Source organism: Glutamicibacter uratoxydans, assembly GCF_050753455.1.
GTDB classification, from domain to species: Bacteria; Actinomycetota; Actinomycetes; order Actinomycetales; family Micrococcaceae; genus Glutamicibacter; species Glutamicibacter uratoxydans_A.
Map to the genome: position 1 here is coordinate 488,861 of NZ_CP192736.1, position 21,777 is coordinate 510,637.

Genomic DNA, 21,777 nt, shown 5'->3' on the forward strand with positions numbered 1-21,777 from the left:
ACGCCCGGTGCGTATTACGCACGTGGCTCGCCGGGGTGCGGAAGACGAAGTTTGTTCCGATTCGGCGCGCACATGGGTGAAATCTCGACTACTTATGAAATTATGGCTGTATGGTTTTGGCGCGATTGATCCTTGGACTGCTGTGTTTATCACCGATGACCGGTTATGAGCTGAAAAAACACTTCGATTCCTCTATCAACCATTTTTGGAACGCCGACAAGGCGCAGATCTACCGGACCTTGGCACAGCTGGTGGAACAGGGCTACGCCACGGTGCACACCGTGCGACAGAGCAACTATCCGGATCGCCAAGAACACCACATCACCCCGGAAGGTCGTGAAGCCCTGCAACAGTGGCTGGGATCCGGGGTGGCGCACGGCACCGAGCGAGATCCATTTATGGGGCAAGTGTTCTTCGCCGCCGAACTGCAACGCGATAATATCGAAGAGTTGTTGGCCACTCGCCGCGAACAGACGCAACAGACCCTGGACGATTACCTTTCCCAACGTGAAGGGATTGACATGCGTGCCGCCGCCGATCGACGCAGCTTCTTGATGGCCGCGACCCTTGATCATGCCATTCGGCAGCAGGTAGCCGAATTGGAATGGCTCGATGCAGTGATGGAGTACTTACCATGAACCCCGCAAAATCGAATTCAAACTCCCCGCTGCAACCCGCTGAACCGTGGGACTACCCAGAAGTCCATCCGGCACGTCGCGTCGAGCCGGGCAAGCCGGTGCAAACTATCGTATTTCTGCACGGCGGAAATGTGGGTAACTGGTCCTGGGACCCGCAGGTGCTGGGGCTGGCAGATTTCCACATTCTGACCTTGCACCTGCCCGCCTTTGGGGCACGCGCCGAGGAGAGCTGGGAAGGCTTGGAATCTGCTGCAGATGACGTGGCCGCACTTATTGCCGATGAGGTTTCCGAAGGTGGGGTGCACCTCGTTGGCATGTCCTTGGGCGGAGTGATCGCCTTGCACGTGGCCGCACGTCATCCAGAGTTGGTGGAATCGCTACTAATTACCGGTACCCCGGTGGCTGGGGTACCTAGTGCCGCGCGGGCCTTAAGTCGAGTCCAGCTCAAGCTGCTGGGTAGCGAATGGTATTGGCGCTTCCAAGCCGGAGCGCACGGCATGGTTGATGACGAACGCGAACTATTCGCCTCCCATGGGTTGAAACTCAACGCAAAGAACATGCGCGCCATCCGCCATGAACTTGATCCCGGTGGACTTCCATCGAACCTGGCTGCTTTTAAGGCTCCGGTGCTGGTGTTGGCTGGGGCTAAGGAACCTAAGGTGGCGCAGCGTTCCTTCGAGCCGTTACGCATTTTGTTGCCACAAGCCCACACCCGGCTGGTTCCGCAGATGCACCATCAGTGGAATATTCAGGATCCGGTGTTTTTTAATGCCGTGGTGCGCCGTTGGGTTACCGAGGAGAAGATTCACGCTCGGTTACTTGACCCGGGGGAGACTAAGCCCAAAACGCGGGTCAAGAAGAAATCCGCGCAGTCGTCGACTAAAGCTTAGCCGCGGGCTCATCGGCGGTGGTTTAACCACGAAGGTCGCATTCGCGTAGCGCGGATGCGACCTTCATGACCCGGAGGTGGTTGGAAGCCCCACGCGCTTCCAACATTTTTGCGAGGGCTAGACAGCCAACCACACGTCCGGTCCGAAGACCTCGTAGTGGATGTGTTCGGCTGGGATACCGGCAGCCAGTGCCTGACCGCGGACAGCGTGCATAAAGGGCAGCGGGCCGCACAGGTAAACATGGGAGTTCGGGGCAAAGTCTACGTGCGCCAGATCCATCAGACCCTCGGCGCTCTTCACATCCGATGGCAGGTCACCGCGCTCAAACCAGGTGGTCAAGGTGGCGTTAGGTAGCTGTTCGATAGCTTCGACCATCTGCGCACGCAAGGCCCAAGAGGAGACTTCCTGATCAGCGTGCAGCACGGTGATTTCACGTTGCGAGTTCTTCTGAGCCAGCGTGGACAGTGCCGCAGCACTAGGGGTGCAACCGATGCCAGCGGTAGCGATCACCAACGGGGCGCCGGACTCATCGATGACTAGATCACCGTAAGGATTGGAAATTTCGAGGGTGTCGCCTACCTTGACGCTGCCGTGGAGTACCGGGCTGAATTCGCCCTTATCATCAAGCTTCACGGTGATCACGCGCTGCGAGCTATCGGATACGTTGCCCGATAGGGTGTACTGACGAACCTGACGGATTCCATCGGCCATTGGCATTCTTACCGAAACGAACTGACCCGGCTGTGCTTGGGTGGCCGGGGTCTCATCGGCTGGTTCGAAGGTGAAAGTCACCGAATTGGTGGCGGTCTCATCGCGCGAAACCAGCTTCCAAGGTGCGTAAATCTTGGCATTGGCCTGCTTGGCGTACAGTCCCTTTTCGATCTTGATCAGCGCATGGGCCATCAACCAGTAAACCTCGGACCAAGCGTTGGCGATTTCCTCGGTCAGCGCATCGCCTAGATCGGCCGCGATGGCGGCAAAGAGGTGTTCGTAGACGATTGGGTACTGATCCTCAACGACACCTAGCGAAGCGTGCTTGTGTGCGATGCGAGCCAACAGGGTTTCTGGCAGCGTCTCGGGGTGGTTTAGCAAGTGGGAGGCGAAGACCGCAATGGAGCCAGCAAGCGCTTGCTGCTGCTTACCGTTCTTCTGATTCGAACGGGAGAAGATGCCATCAAGAAGTTCTGGATGGGCGGCAAACATGCGCTTGTAGAACTCTGGGGTGATGCTGGAGATGCGCTCGCCAATGATTGGCAGCGTGGCTTCGATGACGGGACGGGACTGTGTGGAAAGCATCGGGTCTCCTTGATGGATGTTTACTTGCATTTGATATGCAAGATTTACACCTTAAGTTCTACGCCTCGTAGAACTTAAATGCAAGTCGCGTAATTCAGCGGCTAAAAAATGCTCAGTGTACGGAACGAATCCGCGGGAAGGGTAGGCGAGTTAAACTAGGGGAACTTTCGACCACTTCGGAGATGCTAAGCGAGTCTAACGAGCTGTAAAAAGCGTCTCTGGCTTGGCGTAAAGCTGAGCGTAGTCGGCAACCGCCGGACATTGGGCAGTCGCGTTGCCCATCGTGGGTGGTGCAATCCACCACATCATCGCGCCAGTCAAGAGTTCGTAATAATTGACCCAGACTCATGTGCAGGCCGGTTTCGGTAATGCTCGCGCCGCCATAGCGGCCGCGGGTGACATCTAATGCCCCGAGATTCCCCAATTCCAGTACGGCCTTGGTCACGTGGTTATAGGGCACATCGATCAACTCAGAAATTTCGCGACTGGTCAGCCGCTGCCCACCGCGTGCGCCTAGAACCATCAAGGTTCGTAGGCACACGTCGGTATAGGCGCTAAGTCTCATAGCACCTAGTTTAGGGTGCTTAGCTGTACAACAGCTGTCTTAGCCAAAGAGGGACTGCTCGGCCGGCTCGGCTGCTGGATCTGCGAAGTTCCATTCTCCACCGGGCTCGGCGGGCATTTGGTAGGCCTGCACAATCGCGACGGCAGCCCCGTCCTTGTGCTCGGCCACTACATGGATCGCATCCTGGTTATCATCGGTGAGCAGCACGTCTGAGGCGATTGCCACCGCAACAAAATTGGCGCCCTCGTGATTCAACACCTGAACTAGGTCTGCGGCCATGGCTTCGGTGTCAATGTCGGCTTCGGGATCCTCGGGGGTCTCGGCTGGTGGGACAGCCAGCAGCCGTAGCTCCGGCTCTTCGTTCCCGGTGCGTGGCTCCAAACCAATAGCGAAGGGGAGGAACACGCCCTGCTCTTCGAGTTGTTCGCGAGCTACACCCAGCGCCGTGCCCAGAACCTTGTTGAGGGCATCCTTGACCGATTCGTCGAGTTCCTCGTAGTTCATGATTATCCTCTACTTCGTTTCGGTGTTCTGTCGTACGATGTTCAGCACGGTGTCGCGGATCGGCGCGATCACCGCTTCCTGCTCTCCTTCGCCGTTGAACCGCAAGAACGGTTCGGTGTTCGAAGGACGCAAATTGAACCACCAGCTACCATCCTGCGCGCTTACGGTAGTGCCATCAAGTTCGGTAACCGTCACCGACTGGTCGGCAAAGTGCTCCAATACCCGGGCGATGGCCGCATCCTTGTCCTGAACCTGCGAGTTGATTTCTCCGGTGGCGAAATAAGGTTCGAACTCTGCACCAAGTTCGGATAGTGGTAGCTGCTGGGATCCCAGGGCTGCCAGCACATGCATGGCGGCCAACATGCCGGTATCCGCATTGTAAAAGTCGCGGAAGTAGTAATGCGCGGAGTGTTCCCCACCAAAGACCGCGCCTTGAGCGGCCATTTCCGCCTTGATGAAGGAGTGCCCCACCCGGGTGACTACCGGAGTGCCGCCGGTGCGTTTGACGAATTCCGGGACCGCCCTCGAGGTGATCAGATTGTGAATGATCACTGGTTCAGTTTCGCCAGCTTGCTGGGCGCGGATGATTTCGCGCACCGCAACCAAGGCGGTGATTGCCGAAGGTGAGAGAGGGTCGCCCTTTTCGTCGATGACGAAGCAACGGTCCGCGTCCCCGTCAAACGCCAAGCCGATGTCTGCACCGTGTTCGAGCACTGCAGCCTGAAGGTCCTTCAAATTTTCTGGTTCCAGCGGGTTCGCCGGATGATTGGGGAAAGTGCCATCCAGCTCAAAGTAGAGCTCGACAATTTCCAAGGGAAGTTCAGCCAACGCCGAGCTACCCAACACCGCCGGGGTGGTGAGCCCAGCCATGCCGTTACCCGCATCCACCACAATCTTCAACGGTCGGATGGAGCTAAGATCCACGAGCGAGCGCAGGTAAGCCGCGTAATCACGCAAGACGTCAAGCTCGCTCGTGCTGCCCTGAACAATATCCCCGGATACCGGCAGACCCTCATTCAAGTACTGCTGCGCCAGATCGCGAATTTCAAAGAGTCCAGATTCCGAAGAAATAGGCACCGCGGCAGCCTTGGACATTTTCATCCCGTTATATTCGGCGGGGTTGTGGCTAGCGGTGAAGACCACGCCGGCAGAATTATATTTACCCGAGGCGAAGTACAGTTCATCGGTAGAGATGGCACCCAGCATTCGTACCTGGGCACCACGATAGGTGGCACCGCGGGCAAATGCTGCACAGAACTCCGGACTCGAAGGACGCATGTCCCCACCGACCAGCACGTCCTGACCGGCAAGATGTAATACGTCGACGAAGGCCGCGCCGATGGCTTCTACGGCTTCCGCATTGATGCTTTGGCCCACGATTCCGCGAACGTCGTAGGCTTTGAAGCACTGTTTTAGGTCAATTTCTTCACTCACGCATTTCAGACTACCGGCAGCCGCCGCGGAATTCTGAGCGAAGCAGGGGATCCCGCATAGGAGTTCGCTAACAATTCCTTGCGTACTAGGTCTCTCTATGATGATTGAGCACGGCACGATCTGTCGGGTGGAACTGGAATACTGGGGTCATGGTCGAATTACAGGACAGCGAACTGCACCGACTAGCGCTGGCAAAGCTCCGGGATCTGGTGCAGCACCCGGAGGCGGAATTCCATCCGGGCCAGTATGAAGCGATCTCGGCGCTGGTGGCCCAGCGGCGTCGCGCCCTCGTGGTGCAGCGTACCGGCTGGGGTAAATCCGCTGTGTACTTCATCTCGGCGTTGCTGCTGCGAGCAATGGGCCGCGGACCAACGCTGATTGTTTCGCCGCTGTTGGCGCTGATGCGTGATCAGGTTGCGGCTGCGGAGCGGGCTGGGGTGCGGGCCGCAGCTATCAACTCCGCTAACGTCTTGGAGTGGCGTGAGATTCTGGAAAAACTCAGCCGGAATGAACTCGATGTCCTGCTGGTCTCACCCGAACGGCTAAACAACCCCAGCTTCCGAGAAGAACAACTGCCGGTGCTGATTCAGCGCATGGGGTTACTGGTGATCGATGAGGCCCACTGTATTTCCGATTGGGGCCACGATTTTAGGCCCGACTATCGGCGGATCCGTGACTTGATTTCTCGACTGCCGCAAGGCCTACCGGTATTGGCCACCACCGCGACGGCGAACACGCGAGTTGTGCAGGATGTGTCCGAACAATTGGCCGTGGGCGGTCAGCAGGTCTTTACCCTGCGCGGCTCGCTGGGCCGTGATTCTTTGCGGTTAGGCGTGCTGAAACTCGCATCTCCGCGGATGCGATTGGCGTGGCTATTGAGCCATATGGAGGACTTTCACGGTTCAGGGATTATTTACACGCTGACCGTCTCCGCGGCTGAAGACATCGCCCGGATGTTGCGCGAGGCAGGACATGAGGTGGCCGCCTATACCGGTCGGACAGACTTAGAACAGCGCGAGCGGCTGGAAGTAGCGTTGAAAGCCAATGAGGTTAAGGCCTTGGTAGCTACCAGTGCTTTAGGGATGGGCTTTGACAAACCAGACCTAGGCTTCGTCATCCATATCGGGGCGCCAAGTTCCCCCGTGGCTTACTATCAGCAGGTGGGACGTGCCGGCCGTGGCAGCAGTAACGCCGATGTGCTGTTGCTGCCGGGTGCGGAAGACGCCGAGATTTGGGAATACTTCGCCACCAGCTCAATGCCTGATGAGGTCCGCGCCAATCAGGTGCTAGAAACTCTGGCACAAGCCAACGGTGCCATGAGTGTTCCGGCCTTGGAAAGTGCGGTCAACTTGCGACGCACTCCGTTAGAGCTCTTGCTCAAAGTGTTAGCGGTAGATGGGGCGGTCGAACGCGTGGCAGGCGGGTGGATGCGCACCGATATGCCGTGGGTATATGACGCGGATCGGTATCGCCGAGTGGCACAAAATCGGATCCATGAGCAAAACCTGATGAAGGATTACGAAAATACCACCGGCTGCCGGATGGAATTCTTGACCCGCACGCTCGATGATCCACAGGCCGTAGCCTGTGGACGCTGCGACCGCTGCGCCGGCCCTTGGTATGACGACCATATCCCCGAAGAAGCTAAGGACTCGGCGCAAACCGCCCTTGGTCGGGTGGGTGTGCCGATCGAAACCCGCAAAGCCTACCCCAGTGGGATGGACCGATTGGGGCACTCCTTGAAGGGGAAGATCCCGGTTGATGAGCAGCTCGGCGAGGGGCGTGCCTTAGCCCGCCTGACCGATTTAGGTTGGGGCAACCGGCTACGTCGGCTCTTCTCCGAGCCCACCGATGCCCCGGTGGACCACGCGCTAATCGGCGCCTGCGTGACGGTCTTAGCCGAGTGGGACTGGGAGCAGCGTCCGGTGGGGGTCGTGGCCATGCCATCACGTGCACGTCCGAAGCTGGTTGGGTCATTGGCTTGGAAGTTGGCTGAAGTTGGTCGGCTGCGTTATCTCGGGCAGCTCGGCTACCGAACCCCGCCTCCAGAAGGGGGAGCCGGCGGCAACTCGGCATTCCGGGTGGCGGCCGTGGCGGATGCCTTTGATATCCCCGCCGAGATGGAACAGCTGCTGCGCGATGCGCCGGGCCCAATTTTATTGGTCGATGATGTTTGTGACTCGCGATGGTCGCTAGCCATGGCCGGACGTGCCTTACGCATCGCCGGAGCTCCGGGTGTCTTACCTTTCACTTTAGGCATTGCGGGATGAAGCTTCACGGAAAGGAAGTACGCTGGAGGTATGGATTTCCTCATCTGGCTCGTTATCATCGCCGTCGCTCTAACCGCGGGGTTTTTCTGGATCCAGTCCGTGCGCAAGCGCAACATGGCGCAAATCTCGCAGGCGATCAGTCGCGAAGCTGCGCAGGAAGCTGCCGCTAACCTGGATGAGGAATCACGTAAAGCGATTTATCGTAACCTCGCTAAGGGCGATGTGATGGGTGCGGTGCAAAATTACCGAGCACTGACCGGGGCCAGCGTTAAGGATTGCGTCATCGCAGTGCGTAGCTTAGAAGCCTACCCCCAAACCGGTTCTGCGACCGAAGAACGCAATGTGGACGAGGACTTTGACGCGTTACGCGAGAAGCTCGACGCACAGTCGGTGGAGACTGAAACTCCGCAGAGCCAGCCCGAGCCTGCACAGCCAGAAGAAAAACCCGAGGTCTCGCCCGGTGAGAACCGTGTAGATACCGGTCAGATTGAATCGTTGCTTCCAGCAGATGACTCTTGGGTAGTGCCGACCGAATGGAAAGACAAGTTCGGTTCTGACAACCAGCCCAGCGCCACCCACTTCAAACTGGCTTATGAACTTGAAGGCGAGCAGCACGAATTCTCGAGCGAAAATTTGCCACCCAACGAGTATGACCAGCTGTTTTCGATGCTTCGTGACGGTGATACCGAGGGCGCGGCTCAGGTGTTGCATAAGCACACCAAGCTACCCGTCGAAGATCTGGAGCGCATGATCGCTACCTCCCCAATGGCCGGTGGTGAGGGCTCCGGAAATGTGGCCGATTTCCGATTCGAAGGTCAAGGACCGGACGGACCGGTGTATTTTGACGCCGCGGACCTGCCGGAGGCCGAACGCGAAGAGTTGTTTGAGGCCATCGCCAAGACTGACCTGGAAACTATGAGCGCGATTATTGTGCGGCACACGTCTCTGCCGCAGGATATTGTGCAGAACATGCTGCGTTCGTTCGTCAAGCGTGAAGACTAAAAACTGAGCTTAAGCTTGGAACCCCGTGTGAGTCCGGCGGTAGCGGTTGAAGTTGGTTCTTCGGCTCAATAGCGTCGAAGATATCAGCGCATCACCGATGTGCCACGCGAAAACTTTGCGTGACCGCTAGCGAAAGGTGACAACATGGGACTCGGAGACAAAATCAAGAATCAGGCCCAAGACCTCTCCGGTAAGGCCAAAGAGAAGGCCGGTGACCTCACCGACAATCAGAAGCTGGAAGCGGAAGGTCTAAAGGATCAGGCGGCCGCGAAGGCCAAAAAGGCCGGCGAAGACGTTAAAGACGCTGCCCGAGATCTGCGAGATGACCTGAAATAGGATTAGGCATTAAGCCACTGGAGCCAGAACCCCTCAAGGTTCTGGCTCCAGTTTTTTAAACCGTCGACTGGCCACTGGATTATTTCAGAGCCCGGGTCGGTAGCGATGAACATGGGTGGGGTGAAATACCCGAGAGAAACGAAAAACCCCCTAGATAACTAGGGGGTTTTTGGCGGACACGGGGGGATTTGAACCCCCGGTCGAGTTTAACCCCGACCCTTCATTAGCAGTGAAGTCCATTCGGCCGCTCTGGCACGTGTCCATCCGCTGTTTCCAGCAAAATAAAGCTTATCTAACTTGCTGGCTGGAAACAAAACGAGGATGACTCACTGTAATGCACGCCATAGGAATTCATAACTCGTGGCCAGCATCCGAGCGGTGGACAGATTATCGGTGGACCCTGCATGACCACCATCTTCCGGTTCGTGATAGCGCGTGTTCTCAATCCCTAGATCCAGCATTTTGGCCGCCATTTTCCGTGCTTGGACGGGTCCAACTCGGTCATCCGTCGTGGTGCTCCAAATCAGCGACTTAGGGTAGTCGCCAATCGGTCGTGGTTCGTCGCTTAACCGGTGTAACGGGGAGAACGTGCGGATAAACTCCCACTCTTCGGGAATGTCAGGATCCCCGTACTCTGCGATCCACGAATGCCCCGCCGAAAGCCGGGTGTAGCGTTGCATATCCAGGAGCGGAACACCGCAAGAAATCGCGCCAAATAGCTGCGGATAGCCGGTGATCATATTGCCCATCAGTAGACCTCCGTTCGAACGACCGGTGGCCCCCAATCGTTCGCGAGTGGTGACCTTACGGGCCACGAGGTCTTCGGCGATTGCGGCAAAGTCTTCGTAGGCACGGTGACGATTATGCTTCAGTGCAGCCTGATGCCAGGCCGGGCCGTATTCACCGCCTCCACGAATATTTGCCAAGACGTAGACGGCCCGTCGCCCTGCGACGGTACGCCTGCTAAGCCAACCGGTACCCAACGCCGCAGAATAAGCTGGCGTCAGGCTGGCTTGGAATCCACCATAGCCATCCATTAGCACCGGATTTTGCCCGTCGAGCGCTAGACCCTTCTCGGCCACCTGAAAATAAGGGACTCGGGTGCCATCCGTCGAGGTGGCGAAGTGTTGTGTGACTTCTAAACCGCTGGCATCGAAACGTTCCGGTGAGGATTTGATGACCTCAAGCTCCGCACCGACGGTACCGCGTAGGAGGGTGGTGGGGCGGGTGAATCCGGTGATCGTCATCCAATAGTCGTCACCAGCCTGAGGATCTTCATCATCTACCGCGCCGACCGAGATACTAAGTAGTTCATCCGCCGCAGGTAGTTCCACACTTGGGAACCCCGGCGCCAAGTCAAGGACACGTACCTGACTAACAACGTCCTGCAACACTGTCAACAGCAGATGACCGGCGGTGAACGTAAAGGATTCTAAGGAGGTTCGGGCATCGGGTACGAAAACCAGCTGCTCGATAGTTCCATCCGCGAGGAAACTGGCGAGCTCGGCAATGGCTAACGAGCCTGCTGGTATCACCTGCTCTTGATGCAGCCAATCGGTTTGTGGGGCAAACAGTACATACTGCCGGTGCAGATGAACGCGCACATCGGTTGGAGCCTCGATGGGCGAATGCACGCCATCAACAATCACCCCGGTACGTGAATTATAAAAGTCAATGGCATCTAAGGTCACCACCCGTTCAAATCCGGGGGTTGAGTCAAAGTGTGCCCATCCGCCGACATGTTCGGCATCCACTTCGAAGATCACCTCGGCCTGGTCCAACGTCTGTCCGCGCTTGAGCCGTCTGGTGCAGCGCGCATAGGTCGACCGAGTGGTGTCCTGTTCATTGGTCGCAATCGCCACCAATAAGTTGTCTTCGTTCTCCCAGGACACCACGGTTTTTCCTACCGGTAGCTCAAACCCCGATGACACAAATTCTAAAGTTTGCAGATCAAATTCGCGCACGGCGACCTGATCGCCACCGTCGGGGCTGAGTCGAATGAGTGCACGGCGGTAGTCCTCGCCGGCGGCCGGACGCAAAAGCCGCGCCCCGGCGAAATGCCAGTCGTTGCCGTGCACGACGGCGTACTGATCAAAATCTATGAGTACTTCCCAGTTGGGGGTGTCACTGCAATAAGAGTCCCAGTCGGTGCGACGCCAGAGACCTAGACGATGATCGGCATCGCGCCAAAAATTGTAGTAGTACTCCCCGCGTTTGGTAACCATCGGGATTTTATCCTGGGCATCAAGAACCTCGCGGATATCTTGCACGGTCTGTTCAAACCCTTGATCATGCAGCTCCGCTTCGGTGCGCGTATTCTGCTCACGCACCCAAGCCAAGGCTTCGGGATCATGGATACCCTCCAACCACTCATAAGGATCGACGGTGACCGCGGGCTGGGGATGCTTCGAAGTAACGTCCATGTGCCCCAGTCTAGGGTGGATCAGGAATAATCTAGAAGGTGAGTAAACCTACGTCTTCTACACCCGAGCGCTTCCATCTAGCCATTGTTGGGGCTGGGCCGCGCGGTACCAGCACAATTGAGCGACTAGCCAGCTTGGTGCACAAAACTCAGAGACTCAACACCACCTTGGTGATCAGCGTCTTCGATACTTACCGACCAGGGTCGGGGCATGTATGGGACTCCGAGCAATCAACAAATTTTTGGATGAACACGCCCGCCTCCTTCCCCACGGTGGCTCCCGAACGTGTAACCGACGAACCCGGGCTGAGTTTTATGCAATTTGCGCAACTGTCAGGAGATGGTGCCACGCTCAGCAGTTCACAACGTGAAGAACTTGAAGCAGTACGTCCCGGGTCGTTCCCCAGCAGGGCACTCTACGGACGCTATCTAGAACACGTCTATGACCGGTGTGCAGCCGTCTTGGAAGCTCACCAGGACGTCCAATACACTTTCTATCCCGCGCTTGTTCAGGCAATCAGACCAGAGTCCACCGGATACACGCTCAGTTATCAGCTGCACGGTGAAGTACCCGAAGAGACCCTGCACGTTGATGCCGTGGTGCTAGCGCTAGGACACCAAGAATCCGAGCTGAACCCGCAACAGCGGATTCTCGACGAACAAGCCGAACAGGCGGCAGCAACTTACATCCGCCCAAGTATTCCGCTGGATGTGGACTACACCCGGTTCAAAGCCGGGAAACCAGCCCTGTTCCGTGGAATGGGTCTCAACTTCTTTGATGCGATGGCTGAACTGACCCTTGGGCGCGGCGGGGAGTTCCGGGAAGTGAATGACGAGCCTGGGCACCGCTACGAGTATGTTCCTTCGGGTCGAGAACCCGAACTTGTTGCGGCCTCTCGTCGCGGCACCCCGTACTGGGGCAAACCGGTAAGCGAGAGCTTTATCGCGCCGGACATCACCCTGTCGTATCTGGAATCCGAACAACTGATGCAGCAAGTTGCCGAGGCCCGCACCCGCAACCCTCTGGCGGCGCTGAATTTCAGCCGCGATATTTGGCCACAACTGCATCGCGACATCCTCTGGGCCTACTACCAGCAGTGTGCTATCGACATTGCCGAGCAGCTTCCCATATCAGCTACCGAGTTCACCGGCCGTGTTGCGGAAATCCTCGACGCCGAGCACCACGAAGGGGTGCAAGTTTGGTTGGCGACTCTGCGCGACTTCATTAGCGGATTCCCCATGATTCAATGGTTGGACGTTCCGGCCCTAGCTCACCCGTTCGCTGAAATCGGATTTGTATCCCACGAGAAATATCAGCAAGCGGTGCGGGACTACTTGGTGCATAACGCGCAGAGCAGTGCCCGCGGCAGTGCCGACCCGCTTGGACGGGCGATCATGACCATGAACGCCGGGCGAATGCTGGTGAAGGATTTGATAGCCAGAGGGCTGGTGGAACAACAATCTCGCATCGAAGAGATTCAAGGCCGCTTCGAACCGCTCGTGGAAGGACTGTCCTCCGGTCCCCCATTGGAACGCATCGAACAGTTACTAGCCCTGTCGCGAGCCGGGATTATGAATTTCATCGGACCCGATCCAGTGTTCGATTTTGACGCGCTCGCCGGTACCTTCAGTGTCTCCTCACCGTGGGTCGACACTGAGAGTTACACGGCTACGGTGCTTTGTGAAGCCATGATGCCCGCAAACCGTGTATTGCAGAATAGTAGCGTGCTGATCCACCAGCTCTTGGAAGAGAAAGTGGCGCGAGTCTTTCACTGGCGCAATGCGGAAGGGGAAGAAATCCCTGGATCGGGCTTCGATGTCTTGGGCGAGCCGTACCGTTTAGTGGATGGAGACGGCCTTGCTCACCGAGGGATCTTCGTATTGGGTTTGCAATTGTCCTCTGTTCAATGGGGGACCGCGATCGCTGCGCAGGCCGGTGATGTGGAAGCACCCGCAGCGCGCACACTATTCGACGCACACTTAATCGTCAACGAGATCGCCCGGCTCAGCGGGCTGGGGCTTTCCCCGCTCACTTTGTCCCAGTCGCAACAGGGCGTCATACCGGGAGCCGGTGCCGGGCCAGATTACGGCTAAATCAAAAAAACTAGGGCAGGAGCCATAAAGCTCCTGCCCTAGTCAAACGCGGATGGTAAGGGATTTGAACCCTTGAGACGGGGTTACCGCCTACTGGTTTTCAAGACCAGCTCCTTCGGCCGCTCGGACAACCATCCAACCCGAACGAGTATACGCTATCGGTAGCATCGGAAAGGAATCGAGAACTGTGAAACACAACATGGAAGCCTATGTTTATTCGGAAGCCGGGGGACCGGAGGTTTTAGAGAAAGTTCAACGCGAACGGCCTGAACCCGCGGCCAATGAAGTGCTCATCAAAGTGGCGGCCTTTGGTTTGAACCGTGCTGACGTCCAGCAACGCAATGGTGTGTACCCGCCGCCTCCTGGAGCTAGTGACATACCCGGACTCGAAGTTGCCGGAACCATTGAGGCCCTTGGTGCCGATGTGACCGATTGGCAGATGGGGGAGCCGGTTGCGGCGTTACTTGCTTCCGGGGGATACGCCCAGTATGTGGCGGTACCCGCGTCGTTGTTGTTTCCTGTGCCGAAGAGTCTTAGCTTGACGCAAGCCGCTGGTCTTCCAGAAGTCAGCGCAACAGTGGTTTCGAATATCTTTGATCAAGGTGAACTGGTCGAGGGACAAACCATTCTGATTCATGGCGGTGCCGGAGGCATCGGTTCCATGGCCATCCAGCTAGCGAAGGCCGCTGGGGCCCGGGTGCTGGTTACGGCATCGAGCCAAGAAAAACTTGAGTATTGTCGGAGCTTGGGAGCCGATGCCGGGATCAACTACCGCGAGACCGATGTGCTGGAAGAAGTCCGTAAACTGACTGAAAATCAGGGCGTGGACCTGATTCTTGACGTAGTTGGGGCAAAATACTTGAGCCTGAATCTCAAAGCATTGCGTACCGGCGGAAAACTGGTCATTATCGGATTGCAGGGTGGACGCAAGGCTGAGGCCGATCTGGGGTTGATGCTGACTAAGCGGTTACGGATTATTGCCACCACTTTGCGGGCGCGGCCGCTAGAGGAGAAAGCGGGAATCGTCGCTCGGACGGTACAACGAGTTATCCCGCTCTTGGAAGGGAACGCGTTGGAGCTGAATGTTGAGAAAGTTTTCGACTTTGAATCTGTGCGCGAGGCCCACGAATACTTTGACTCGGGAAGCCACAAGGGAAAAATCGTGGTTGAAATTGGCTAAGCGCACTCAATCTACTGATGCTCGCATCAGCTCATCATCCGGCTGTTGAAATGAAGTGTTGCTTCCACCGGATGCCAGCGCGTGGAAACGTTAGCTTAAGTTTCCTCGGGTTGGCGCTTTGTCGTGTGCTACGAGTTCGCGCAGGTAGTGTTAATGACGCACGATACGTCAGGAAAGCGAAACAGAATTCATGGCATTCTTCTCTCGGCTGCGAAAATCTCATGCAGCGAATCGTCTCCTTGGCCAAGGGGTTTGGCGGCGAGCCCATGATCGCTTCAATCGATCCCTAGACCGGGTATTCCAAGTCTTAGAGGGGATCGCTGACGATCAGTTGCACAACCGTCTCATGGCCTACGCAAACGACCTGGCTGATCTCATGCCCCGGGTACAACAGATTTGTGCGGAAGCGCAGAAGCTGACCCCGAGTAGTGAAGAGTTCATTCCCGAACTGACCTTTAATGTCCACCGGGCGCTGACAAAAGCAGCCAATGACTTGGCAACTACAGCCCAGGTTTTCGCCATGACCCGAATGCAAGCCGAGGCGGGGCAGGACGTCAGTAACTTTGCGGTGGATTCACGGGTTCGTATCGTCGTTGAAGGAATTGAAAATGCTGAGCGGGCACTGAAAGAGAGCACGATTTAGACCCCCGCATTTTTCCTAAGCAAGTGTTTCAGACTAAATTGTGGTTATGACTAAAACTGTCCCTCAAGTAACTTTTCACGACGGAAACACCATCGATCAGCTGGGCTTAGGAGTCTGGCGTGTGCCGAACGAACAGGTCGAATCAGTAGTTGCCAGCGCGTTAAAAGCCGGGTACCGGCATATTGATACCGCAGCGATCTATGGCAACGAAGAAGGCGTTGGCCGGGCCGTGGCCGCCTCCGGCCTACAGCGCTCGGACATCTTTATCACGACCAAGGTGTGGAATTCGGAACAAGGCTACGAAAAGACTTTAGCCGCGTTCGAGGACTCACTGCAGAAGCTTGGTACCGATTATGTTGATTTGTACCTGATCCATTGGTTGCAGCCGTTGCGTAAGCAGTACGTGGACACCTGGAAAGCCCTGATCGAGTTACAGAAGTCCGGTCGTGCACGTTCGATTGGGGTCGCTAACTTCACCGTTGAAGCACTTGAAGAACTCTACGAAGCTACCGGAGTGCGCCCGGTATTGAACCAAGTTGAAACCCACCCCTACTTCCCACAGCATGAGCTGCGTGAGTATGAACGCGAACGTGGCATCTTGCACCAGTCGTGGTCCCCGCTGGGCCAAGGTGGCGAACTACTGCAAGATCCAGTGCTGTTGGATATCGCTAAGAAGCACCAAGCGAGCGTCGCACAGGTGACCATCGCGTGGCACCTGGCCTTGGGCAATATCGTTATCCCCAAATCGGTCACCGAGTCGCGGATCGCCGAAAACCTTGCATCCGTGGAGCTGAAGCTCGACGAGGAGGACTTAATGCGTATTGCCGGTCTCGACCGTGGTGAAGCAGGACGTATCTCTGCGGATCCAGCAACCGCGGATTTCGCCTAAAACCGTGGCGTAAGCCCCCAGATTCAGTCCGTTTGAATGGCAGAACCTGGGGGTTTTACTGTCTCTGCTGGCCTATTGAACTTGTCGGCTACTGACAATCTCATGATTAGCACCGGTTCGGAAATTAGGTGCCGGTTGGAAACCTTTCAGCAGTTGTCTAAAAATGCTGAACAAGTTGGGTACCCTGTCGCTATGAAAACATTGCCAATAAGCGAGATATCCGAGGTTGGACAGGCTCCGGTTGGTTGGGAAGAAGCCAGCGAAAACGGGTGGGGCTACCTGACTTTGATTGCTTTGCAGGAGTCTGGGTATCTCTCGAAGATCGTTCGGATTAGGCGAGTTGCTCCCCATAGTGAATATCGGGATGTAATCGATGAAGCTCTCCAGTCCTATGTGGAAGATACCCACGGGGTGAGCTATGCAAAAAATTTCTTAGAGTTGCAATGGCACTTTCAGCCGCAACAAAATTCCAAGAATTTTTGGGCTGAACTCAGTACCGAAGTGTATGCGCGAATAAATAGTAAAGCACCCTCCGCTGAAGAAAACTATCAAGGAATTCTCGCAGCTGTGGCAGTCCTGTACGGGCCGAACACTGAAGGGGCGTACCCCACTCCATCCCGGTGACTCATCGCATTGTGCAGCTTCACATGCAGATGCATGCTGTATTGCGTGTCCCTGAACACGGAAGAACCCCGGGATCGTGAGAAAACACGATACCGGGGTTCTTCGTCCCAGAGCCCCCTGGCGGATTTGAACCGCCGACCTGCTCTTTACGAGGGAGCTGCTCTACCCCTGAGCTAAGGAGGCCTGATACCACTAGGGCACCAAGTTACTTTATCCGAGTCGTTCGATCCACGTCAAAACGCACGGTCATAAGATCTCAGAAAATCAACAGCGGGTGTCTTCGGCCGGCATTTCGCCATCAATCAAATAACCGTCCACGGCCGCAGTGATGCATTCATTTGACCGTCCATAGGCAGTGTGACCGTGGCCTTCGTAGGTGAGCAATACTCCACCTTCGAGCTGTTCAGCCAAGGACTCAGACCACTGATAAGGGGTGGCAGGATCTCCGGTGGTTCCGATGACCAAAATGTCGCCAGCACCATCAGCGTTCAACTCACCCGGGCGTCCAGTGGCGTCAAACGCCCAGTTTTCGCAACCCAACGCACCGTAGGACAGGTACTTGCCCAAAGTTGGTGCCACTCGTTGAAGCTCTTGAGCCTCGGCATCCATCCGGGCTTGAGCTGCATCCATGGGGCGGTCCAAACAGTTAATCGCGCCGAAAGCTTCGGAAGAGTTTGAACCATAGCTACCATCGGCCTGACGATCGGCGGTGAGATCCGCAAACATCAGAATCATGTCGACGTTCCCATCCATAGCGTCGGCCATGGCACTACTGAGCAAGGGCCAAGACGCATTGTCATAGAGCGGGACAATGAATCCGTTGATGAAATCGATGATCGGGACCATCCGGCCATCGCTGGATTCCAACGGCTGCTCTTCGAGCGATCCGAGGAACTCGTGCAATTGATCGCGTGCGTCCTCAACGGTCCCGGTAAAGGGGCAGCCCTCGGTGGCGAGGCAATCCGTTAGCCATGCAGTGATTTCGCCCTCGAAACCGATGGCTTGGGCTTGATCAATCTGACTGGCGGTGCTCTTCGGATCCAGTGCGCCATCAAGGACGAAGCGTCCGGTTTTGCTCGGGAAGAGATCGGCATAGGTGGCCCCGAGATAAGTTCCGTAGGAATATCCCAAGTAGTTTAGCTGCTGATCACCTAATACCGCCCGGATAATGTCCATGTCCTTCGCGGCTGACACGGTGTCGACATGGCCGAGTAATTCACCAGTATTTTCCAGACAGGATTGCGCGTACTTGGTGCTTTCCTCACGGATCTGCTCGCGGTCTTCCTCGACCCAGGAACGCAGATTCTCTTGACGGCTGGCATCGCGTTCGGCATCGCTCAGGCAGTTGATGGGGGAACTTTGTCCCACACCGCGTGGATCAAACCCAATGACGTTGTACTCGTCTTGAAGCTCTTCGCTAAACATTAGTGGGACTGAGGATGCGACCAGATCAATTCCCGAACCACCTGGCCCGCCCGGGTTGACCAGCAGGTTCTTCTCGCTACTGGCTGCTGCCCGACGGTTTAACGCCAATTCAATGCTTTGAGACTCAGGTTGTGAGTAGTCTAAGGGCACGGTGAGCGTCGCGCACTCAACGATGCTGCCGCATGAGTCCCAAACAAGTTCCTGCTCATAGTAGGGTTCCAGACCGGTGCTGAGCGTCGAGCTTTCGGTGGGTTCCGGCGTGGGCTCGGTGGAGCAACCGGTGAGCATCAACCCAAGGATCGCAACGCTAGCAGTGGCGGGAAGCCACCGGCGGTGGCTAGGACGAAGTGTCACGTGTGACTCCTTAGAAAATGAGTAGGCGCTGGGGCACGGTAATTTATCGTCTGCCTGGCTGCTGCAGCAACGTGGACATCAGTGCTTCCATGGCTAGCAATGGGGTGACATTGGATGCGAGTCGACGACGGGTTGAATTAATGGCATCGATCTGATGCAGGCTCTTCTCGCTGCTCTGCGATTGCGCATATTGCTCGATCTCATGCCGGCGATGCTCGTTGATCAGCTCGGAACCGGCACCTAACTGAATGGTCAGCACATCACGGAAAAATGTCGCCAGGTCGATGAGCGTGCGATCCAAGGAGTCGAAAGTGGCACGCCGGGCAAAGCGTTTGGCATCTTCTTCGATGGCCTTGAACGCACCGCGCAGACCGGCGGGGATATTCTCCTCCTCCGTCAATCCGTTGGCATGGCGTAGTGCGGAGGTGCGCTCGGCTTGCGTCGCCCCGGTGGTGGACTCAGCGTGTTCGTTAGCCAGCGTGACGATTTCTGCTGCGGCAGCCATCGCCTGGGGCAGGGTACTGAGTCGTAAAGGCAGGGTGACGATCTTCTCGCGACGGGTCCGGGCCTGTTCGTCGCGGGCCAGCATGCGTGCCACACCGATGTGTGACTGTGAAACCCGGGCCGCGAAATGTGCCTGCTCTTCAGTCAGCCCGTCACGGCGCATCAATAATTCGGCGACTTCGCTGACCGCAGGGATGGCCAAATTGACCGAACGGCACCGCGAGCGAATCGTGACCAAAACATCAGCTGGAGAGGGCGCGCAAAGAAACCATAGGGTTCGTTCGGGTGGTTCCTCAATGGCTTTGAGTAGGACGTTCGTGGTGCGTTCGGTCATCCGGTCGGCATCCTCAATAATGATGATGCGCCACTGGCCGGATCCTGCGCGTTCCTGCGCACGGGTAATCAGCTGACGAACATCTTCGATTTGATATGCGACTTTATTGGTGGAGACAAAAGCGACGTCCGGATGTGCGCCAGAGAGAACTTGTAAACAGGGCTTACATTCACCGCAACCAGCGGGATTCTCCCGGCATTGCAAGGCCGCGGCAAAAGCGCGGGCTGCGGTGGTTCGCCCGGAACCCGGCGGTCCGGTAAACAACCAGGCGTGAGTGGGGTTGCCGTGGGAAAGCTCGCGTTCTAATGCTTGGATGACGCGGTGTTGACCGGCCAATTGGTCGAATACCGGGCGCATCACAACACCGCCTGGAGCCGGTCCATGATCTGCGAGTGTAGCTCCTGGGCCGGCTGATTAGCGTCGAGGACCAGGTAACGTTCTGGCTCGGCCTTGGCTAGGGTGAGGAAGGCTTGACGGATACGCTCGTGAAACTCATCCGGTTCGGATTCCAGCCGATCCGACACTTCAATACCACCACTTCCGGCGATGCGGCGGGACCGGCCATCTGCGGCCGAGATATCTAACAAAATAGTCAGATCCGGGCGGAGTGAGTCGGTAGCGAAGTTATTGATGGCAGCGACCTGATCAATACCCAGCGCTCGCCCAACTCCCTGATAGGCCAGCGAAGAATCGACGAAACGATCAGAAACCACGTGAGTACCTTGAGTCAGCTGTGGGCTAATGAACTGGGCTACGTGAGCGGCGCGAGCCGCGGCATACATCAGCGCTTCCGTGCGGGCATCGATCTGGCCGTGGCCGTGCTCGAGTACTAGCGCGCGCAACTTCTCACCAATTTCAGTACCACCGGGCTCCCGCGTGGTGACGACTCGATCGCCATGACCCTGTAAAGCCTCACGCAACAGCCGCAATTGGGTTGACTTACCAGCCCCGTCACCGCCTTCGAAGGCAATGAACAGGCCACGGGGGAGGGAAGAGGACTGCATACTCACTCGACTAGCCTAACGAAGTTCTGTGTCCGTTCCTGACGGCACGACCAGAGTGTGAACAAACCGTGACCTGTGCGATGGGCCGATCTCTTGGCGAAATATGCAGAAACGCGGATACCGAATGCTTTAGCGCCGGGCGTAATGTTGAAACTATGAGCCATGAAGGACAGCACAGCCAGCCCGACCGTCAGTTCAGCGCCCATACGCTCGCGGTGGCCGGAGCCCGTCCCCACGGGCAACCAAACGCCCCGGTCAACCATCCGGTCACCTTCACTTCAACTTTCCATTCACAGGCCGTTGCCACGTCCGATGATCGGGTGTACGCACGGTTCTCCAACCCCAGCTGGGATGGGTTCGAAGGGCTGCTCGGGCAACTGGAGAAGGCTGCTCTTCCAGCCTTGGTGTTCTCCTCCGGGATGGCGGCCATTGCTGCGGCGCTCAGCTTAGTTCCCCGTGGTGGCACCTTAGTCTTACCCCGCCACTCCTACAACGGGTCGTTGTCGCTAGTAGCGGAACTGGAGAACGCGGGGGTGCTTCGTGCCCGTCCGGTTGATATCGCCGATACCGCGGCAACGCTCGAGGCCTTAGCGAGCGCTGACGCGTTGTGGCTGGAATCCCCGACCAACCCGATGCTGGAGGTCGCCGATCTTCGGGCCATTCTGCGGGCCACTGCGCAGCGCGGGGTGCTGAGTTTGGTAGACAATACTTTCGCCACCCCGTTGTTGCAACAACCGCTTGAGTACGGAGCGGACGTGGTGGTTCATTCGGTGACTAAGACGTTGTCCGGCCACTCGGATGTGATTCTTGGAGCCGTAGTAACTTCAGACACCGCCTTGCATGAACAGCTACACGGCTACCGGACCCTGCACGGAGCCATCGCTTCACCGATGGATGTCTTTCTAGCTTTGCGAGGCATGCGCACCCTCTCCGTACGTCTGGAGCGGGCCCAAAACAATGCTGGCCAGCTGGCTCGCAAACTGGCTGCGCATCCGGCTGTTGCTGACGTGCGCTATCCGGGACTGCCAGAAGACCCTGGTCATGAGCGCGCGGCGGCTCAAATGAGCGGCTTTGGTTCAGTCATTGCCTTTGCGGCTGGCCAAAGTGCTAGCGATGCCGATCGGGTGATTGCCGCCCTGGAACTGATCACCCCGGCTACCTCGTTGGGCGGGGTGGAAACTTTAGCCGAACGTCGCGCCCGGCACGCCTCGGAACCACCAAGCGTTCCACAGAATCTAATTCGGCTAGCGGTGGGGATCGAGGATGTCGAAGACCTTTGGTGGGACCTAGCCCAAGCGTTGGCGGTACTTGAAGGGTAATGCCCGGTCATCAAATAGCGTTGCTTATGAGGTAAAGCAACGCGCGAGCA

The 21,777-nt window shown here is 56.9% G+C and carries 19 protein-coding genes and 3 tRNA genes; 11 read left to right on the forward strand and 11 right to left on the reverse strand.

The genetic code is table 11. The features are described from left to right. The first annotated feature begins 110 nt into the window (after positions 1-110). Positions 111-638 carry a PadR family transcriptional regulator gene (locus ACQQZ8_RS02400; RefSeq protein ID WP_431711133.1) on the forward strand — a complete coding sequence of 176 codons (528 nt, stop codon included), beginning with the start codon at positions 111-113 and terminating at the stop codon, positions 636-638. Next, entirely contained in the window at positions 635-1,528 is an 894-nt protein-coding gene (locus ACQQZ8_RS02405; protein ID WP_431711134.1) for an alpha/beta fold hydrolase, read from the forward strand. Before ACQQZ8_RS02400 ends, ACQQZ8_RS02405 begins: the two co-directional genes overlap by 4 nt. Before the next feature lie 117 nt (positions 1,529-1,645). On the opposite strand, the gene ACQQZ8_RS02410 is transcribed toward ACQQZ8_RS02405, so the two are convergent. The 4 genes from ACQQZ8_RS02410 to ACQQZ8_RS02425 form a co-directional block, all read right to left on the reverse strand. Next, positions 1,646-2,824, reverse strand: coding sequence for a globin domain-containing protein (locus ACQQZ8_RS02410; RefSeq protein ID WP_431711135.1), 1,179 nt, complete (start codon positions 2,822-2,824; stop codon positions 1,646-1,648). 112 nt (positions 2,825-2,936) lie between these two features. Next, positions 2,937-3,389, reverse strand: coding sequence for an RrF2 family transcriptional regulator (locus tag ACQQZ8_RS02415; RefSeq protein WP_431711136.1), 453 nt, complete (start codon positions 3,387-3,389; stop codon positions 2,937-2,939). Positions 3,390-3,428: 39 nt separating this feature from the next. After that, entirely contained in the window at positions 3,429-3,893 is a 465-nt protein-coding gene (locus tag ACQQZ8_RS02420) for a hypothetical protein (RefSeq protein ID WP_431711137.1), read from the reverse strand. A gap of 9 nt (positions 3,894-3,902) precedes the next feature. After that, positions 3,903-5,327: a phosphomannomutase/phosphoglucomutase gene (locus ACQQZ8_RS02425; RefSeq protein ID WP_431711138.1), complete on the reverse strand. Its 1,425-nt coding sequence runs from the start codon at positions 5,325-5,327 to the stop codon at positions 3,903-3,905. A 149-nt stretch (positions 5,328-5,476) separates the two neighbouring features. Here ACQQZ8_RS02425 and ACQQZ8_RS02430 point away from each other — a divergent pair, with 149 nt between their 5' ends. The 3 genes from ACQQZ8_RS02430 to ACQQZ8_RS02440 all read left to right on the forward strand — a co-directional run bounded on the left by ACQQZ8_RS02430 (position 5,477) and on the right by ACQQZ8_RS02440 (position 8,935). After that, the gene (locus ACQQZ8_RS02430) at positions 5,477-7,597 is read left to right on the forward strand and encodes a RecQ family ATP-dependent DNA helicase (RefSeq protein WP_431711139.1); all 2,121 of its coding nucleotides are present in this window, start codon (positions 5,477-5,479) and stop codon (positions 7,595-7,597) included. A gap of 30 nt (positions 7,598-7,627) precedes the next feature. Continuing rightward, entirely contained in the window at positions 7,628-8,599 is a 972-nt protein-coding gene (locus tag ACQQZ8_RS02435; protein ID WP_431711140.1) for a hypothetical protein, read from the forward strand. 144 nt (positions 8,600-8,743) lie between these two features. Then, entirely contained in the window at positions 8,744-8,935 is a 192-nt protein-coding gene (locus ACQQZ8_RS02440; protein WP_431711141.1) for a CsbD family protein, read from the forward strand. A 170-nt stretch (positions 8,936-9,105) separates the two neighbouring features. Here ACQQZ8_RS02440 and ACQQZ8_RS02445 read toward each other — a convergent pair. Further along, positions 9,106-9,197, reverse strand: a tRNA-Ser gene (locus ACQQZ8_RS02445). 64 nt (positions 9,198-9,261) lie between these two features. Continuing rightward, the gene (locus ACQQZ8_RS02450) at positions 9,262-11,358 is read right to left on the reverse strand and encodes a prolyl oligopeptidase family serine peptidase (protein WP_431711142.1); all 2,097 of its coding nucleotides are present in this window, start codon (positions 11,356-11,358) and stop codon (positions 9,262-9,264) included. Between the two features lie 38 nt (positions 11,359-11,396). Here ACQQZ8_RS02450 and ACQQZ8_RS02455 point away from each other — a divergent pair, with 38 nt between their 5' ends. After that, entirely contained in the window at positions 11,397-13,451 is a 2,055-nt protein-coding gene (locus ACQQZ8_RS02455; protein ID WP_431711143.1) for an FAD/NAD(P)-binding protein, read from the forward strand. Between the two features lie 49 nt (positions 13,452-13,500). On the opposite strand, the gene ACQQZ8_RS02460 is transcribed toward ACQQZ8_RS02455, so the two are convergent. Next, positions 13,501-13,588 (reverse strand) — tRNA-Ser (locus ACQQZ8_RS02460). Between the two features lie 62 nt (positions 13,589-13,650). On the opposite strand from ACQQZ8_RS02460, the gene ACQQZ8_RS02465 reads away from it, so the two are divergent. The 4 genes from ACQQZ8_RS02465 (at position 13,651) to ACQQZ8_RS02480 (ending at position 16,787) form a co-directional block, all read left to right on the forward strand. Further along, on the forward strand, positions 13,651-14,631 hold the full coding sequence (locus ACQQZ8_RS02465; protein WP_431712113.1) for an NAD(P)H-quinone oxidoreductase: 981 nt from the start codon (positions 13,651-13,653) through the stop codon (positions 14,629-14,631). A gap of 190 nt (positions 14,632-14,821) precedes the next feature. Further along, the gene (locus ACQQZ8_RS02470; protein ID WP_431711144.1) at positions 14,822-15,274 is read left to right on the forward strand and encodes a hypothetical protein; all 453 of its coding nucleotides are present in this window, start codon (positions 14,822-14,824) and stop codon (positions 15,272-15,274) included. Between the two features lie 46 nt (positions 15,275-15,320). Then, positions 15,321-16,163 carry an aldo/keto reductase gene (locus tag ACQQZ8_RS02475; RefSeq protein ID WP_431711145.1) on the forward strand — a complete coding sequence of 281 codons (843 nt, stop codon included), beginning with the start codon at positions 15,321-15,323 and terminating at the stop codon, positions 16,161-16,163. A gap of 135 nt (positions 16,164-16,298) precedes the next feature. Further along, positions 16,299-16,787, forward strand: a complete 489-nt coding sequence (locus ACQQZ8_RS02480) for a hypothetical protein (protein ID WP_431711146.1) — start codon at positions 16,299-16,301, stop codon at positions 16,785-16,787. A 111-nt stretch (positions 16,788-16,898) separates the two neighbouring features. Here ACQQZ8_RS02480 and ACQQZ8_RS02485 read toward each other — a convergent pair. The 4 genes from ACQQZ8_RS02485 to tmk all read right to left on the reverse strand — a co-directional run bounded on the left by ACQQZ8_RS02485 (position 16,899) and on the right by tmk (position 20,408). Then, positions 16,899-16,970 (reverse strand) — tRNA-Thr (locus tag ACQQZ8_RS02485). Between the two features lie 81 nt (positions 16,971-17,051). Next, on the reverse strand, positions 17,052-18,566 hold the full coding sequence (locus tag ACQQZ8_RS02490; protein WP_431711147.1) for an alpha/beta hydrolase: 1,515 nt from the start codon (positions 18,564-18,566) through the stop codon (positions 17,052-17,054). A gap of 43 nt (positions 18,567-18,609) precedes the next feature. After that, positions 18,610-19,761: a DNA polymerase III subunit delta' gene (locus tag ACQQZ8_RS02495; RefSeq protein ID WP_431711148.1), complete on the reverse strand. Its 1,152-nt coding sequence runs from the start codon at positions 19,759-19,761 to the stop codon at positions 18,610-18,612. Next, positions 19,761-20,408 (reverse strand): dTMP kinase, encoded by a 648-nt coding sequence (gene tmk, locus ACQQZ8_RS02500; RefSeq protein ID WP_431712114.1) that lies wholly within the window; start codon positions 20,406-20,408, stop codon positions 19,761-19,763. The genes ACQQZ8_RS02495 and tmk overlap by 1 nt, the downstream gene beginning before the upstream one ends. A gap of 155 nt (positions 20,409-20,563) precedes the next feature. Between tmk and ACQQZ8_RS02505 the strand changes: the two genes are divergently transcribed. After that, positions 20,564-21,727: a trans-sulfuration enzyme family protein gene (locus ACQQZ8_RS02505; protein ID WP_431711149.1), complete on the forward strand. Its 1,164-nt coding sequence runs from the start codon at positions 20,564-20,566 to the stop codon at positions 21,725-21,727. The last annotated feature ends 50 nt before the right edge of the window (positions 21,728-21,777 follow it).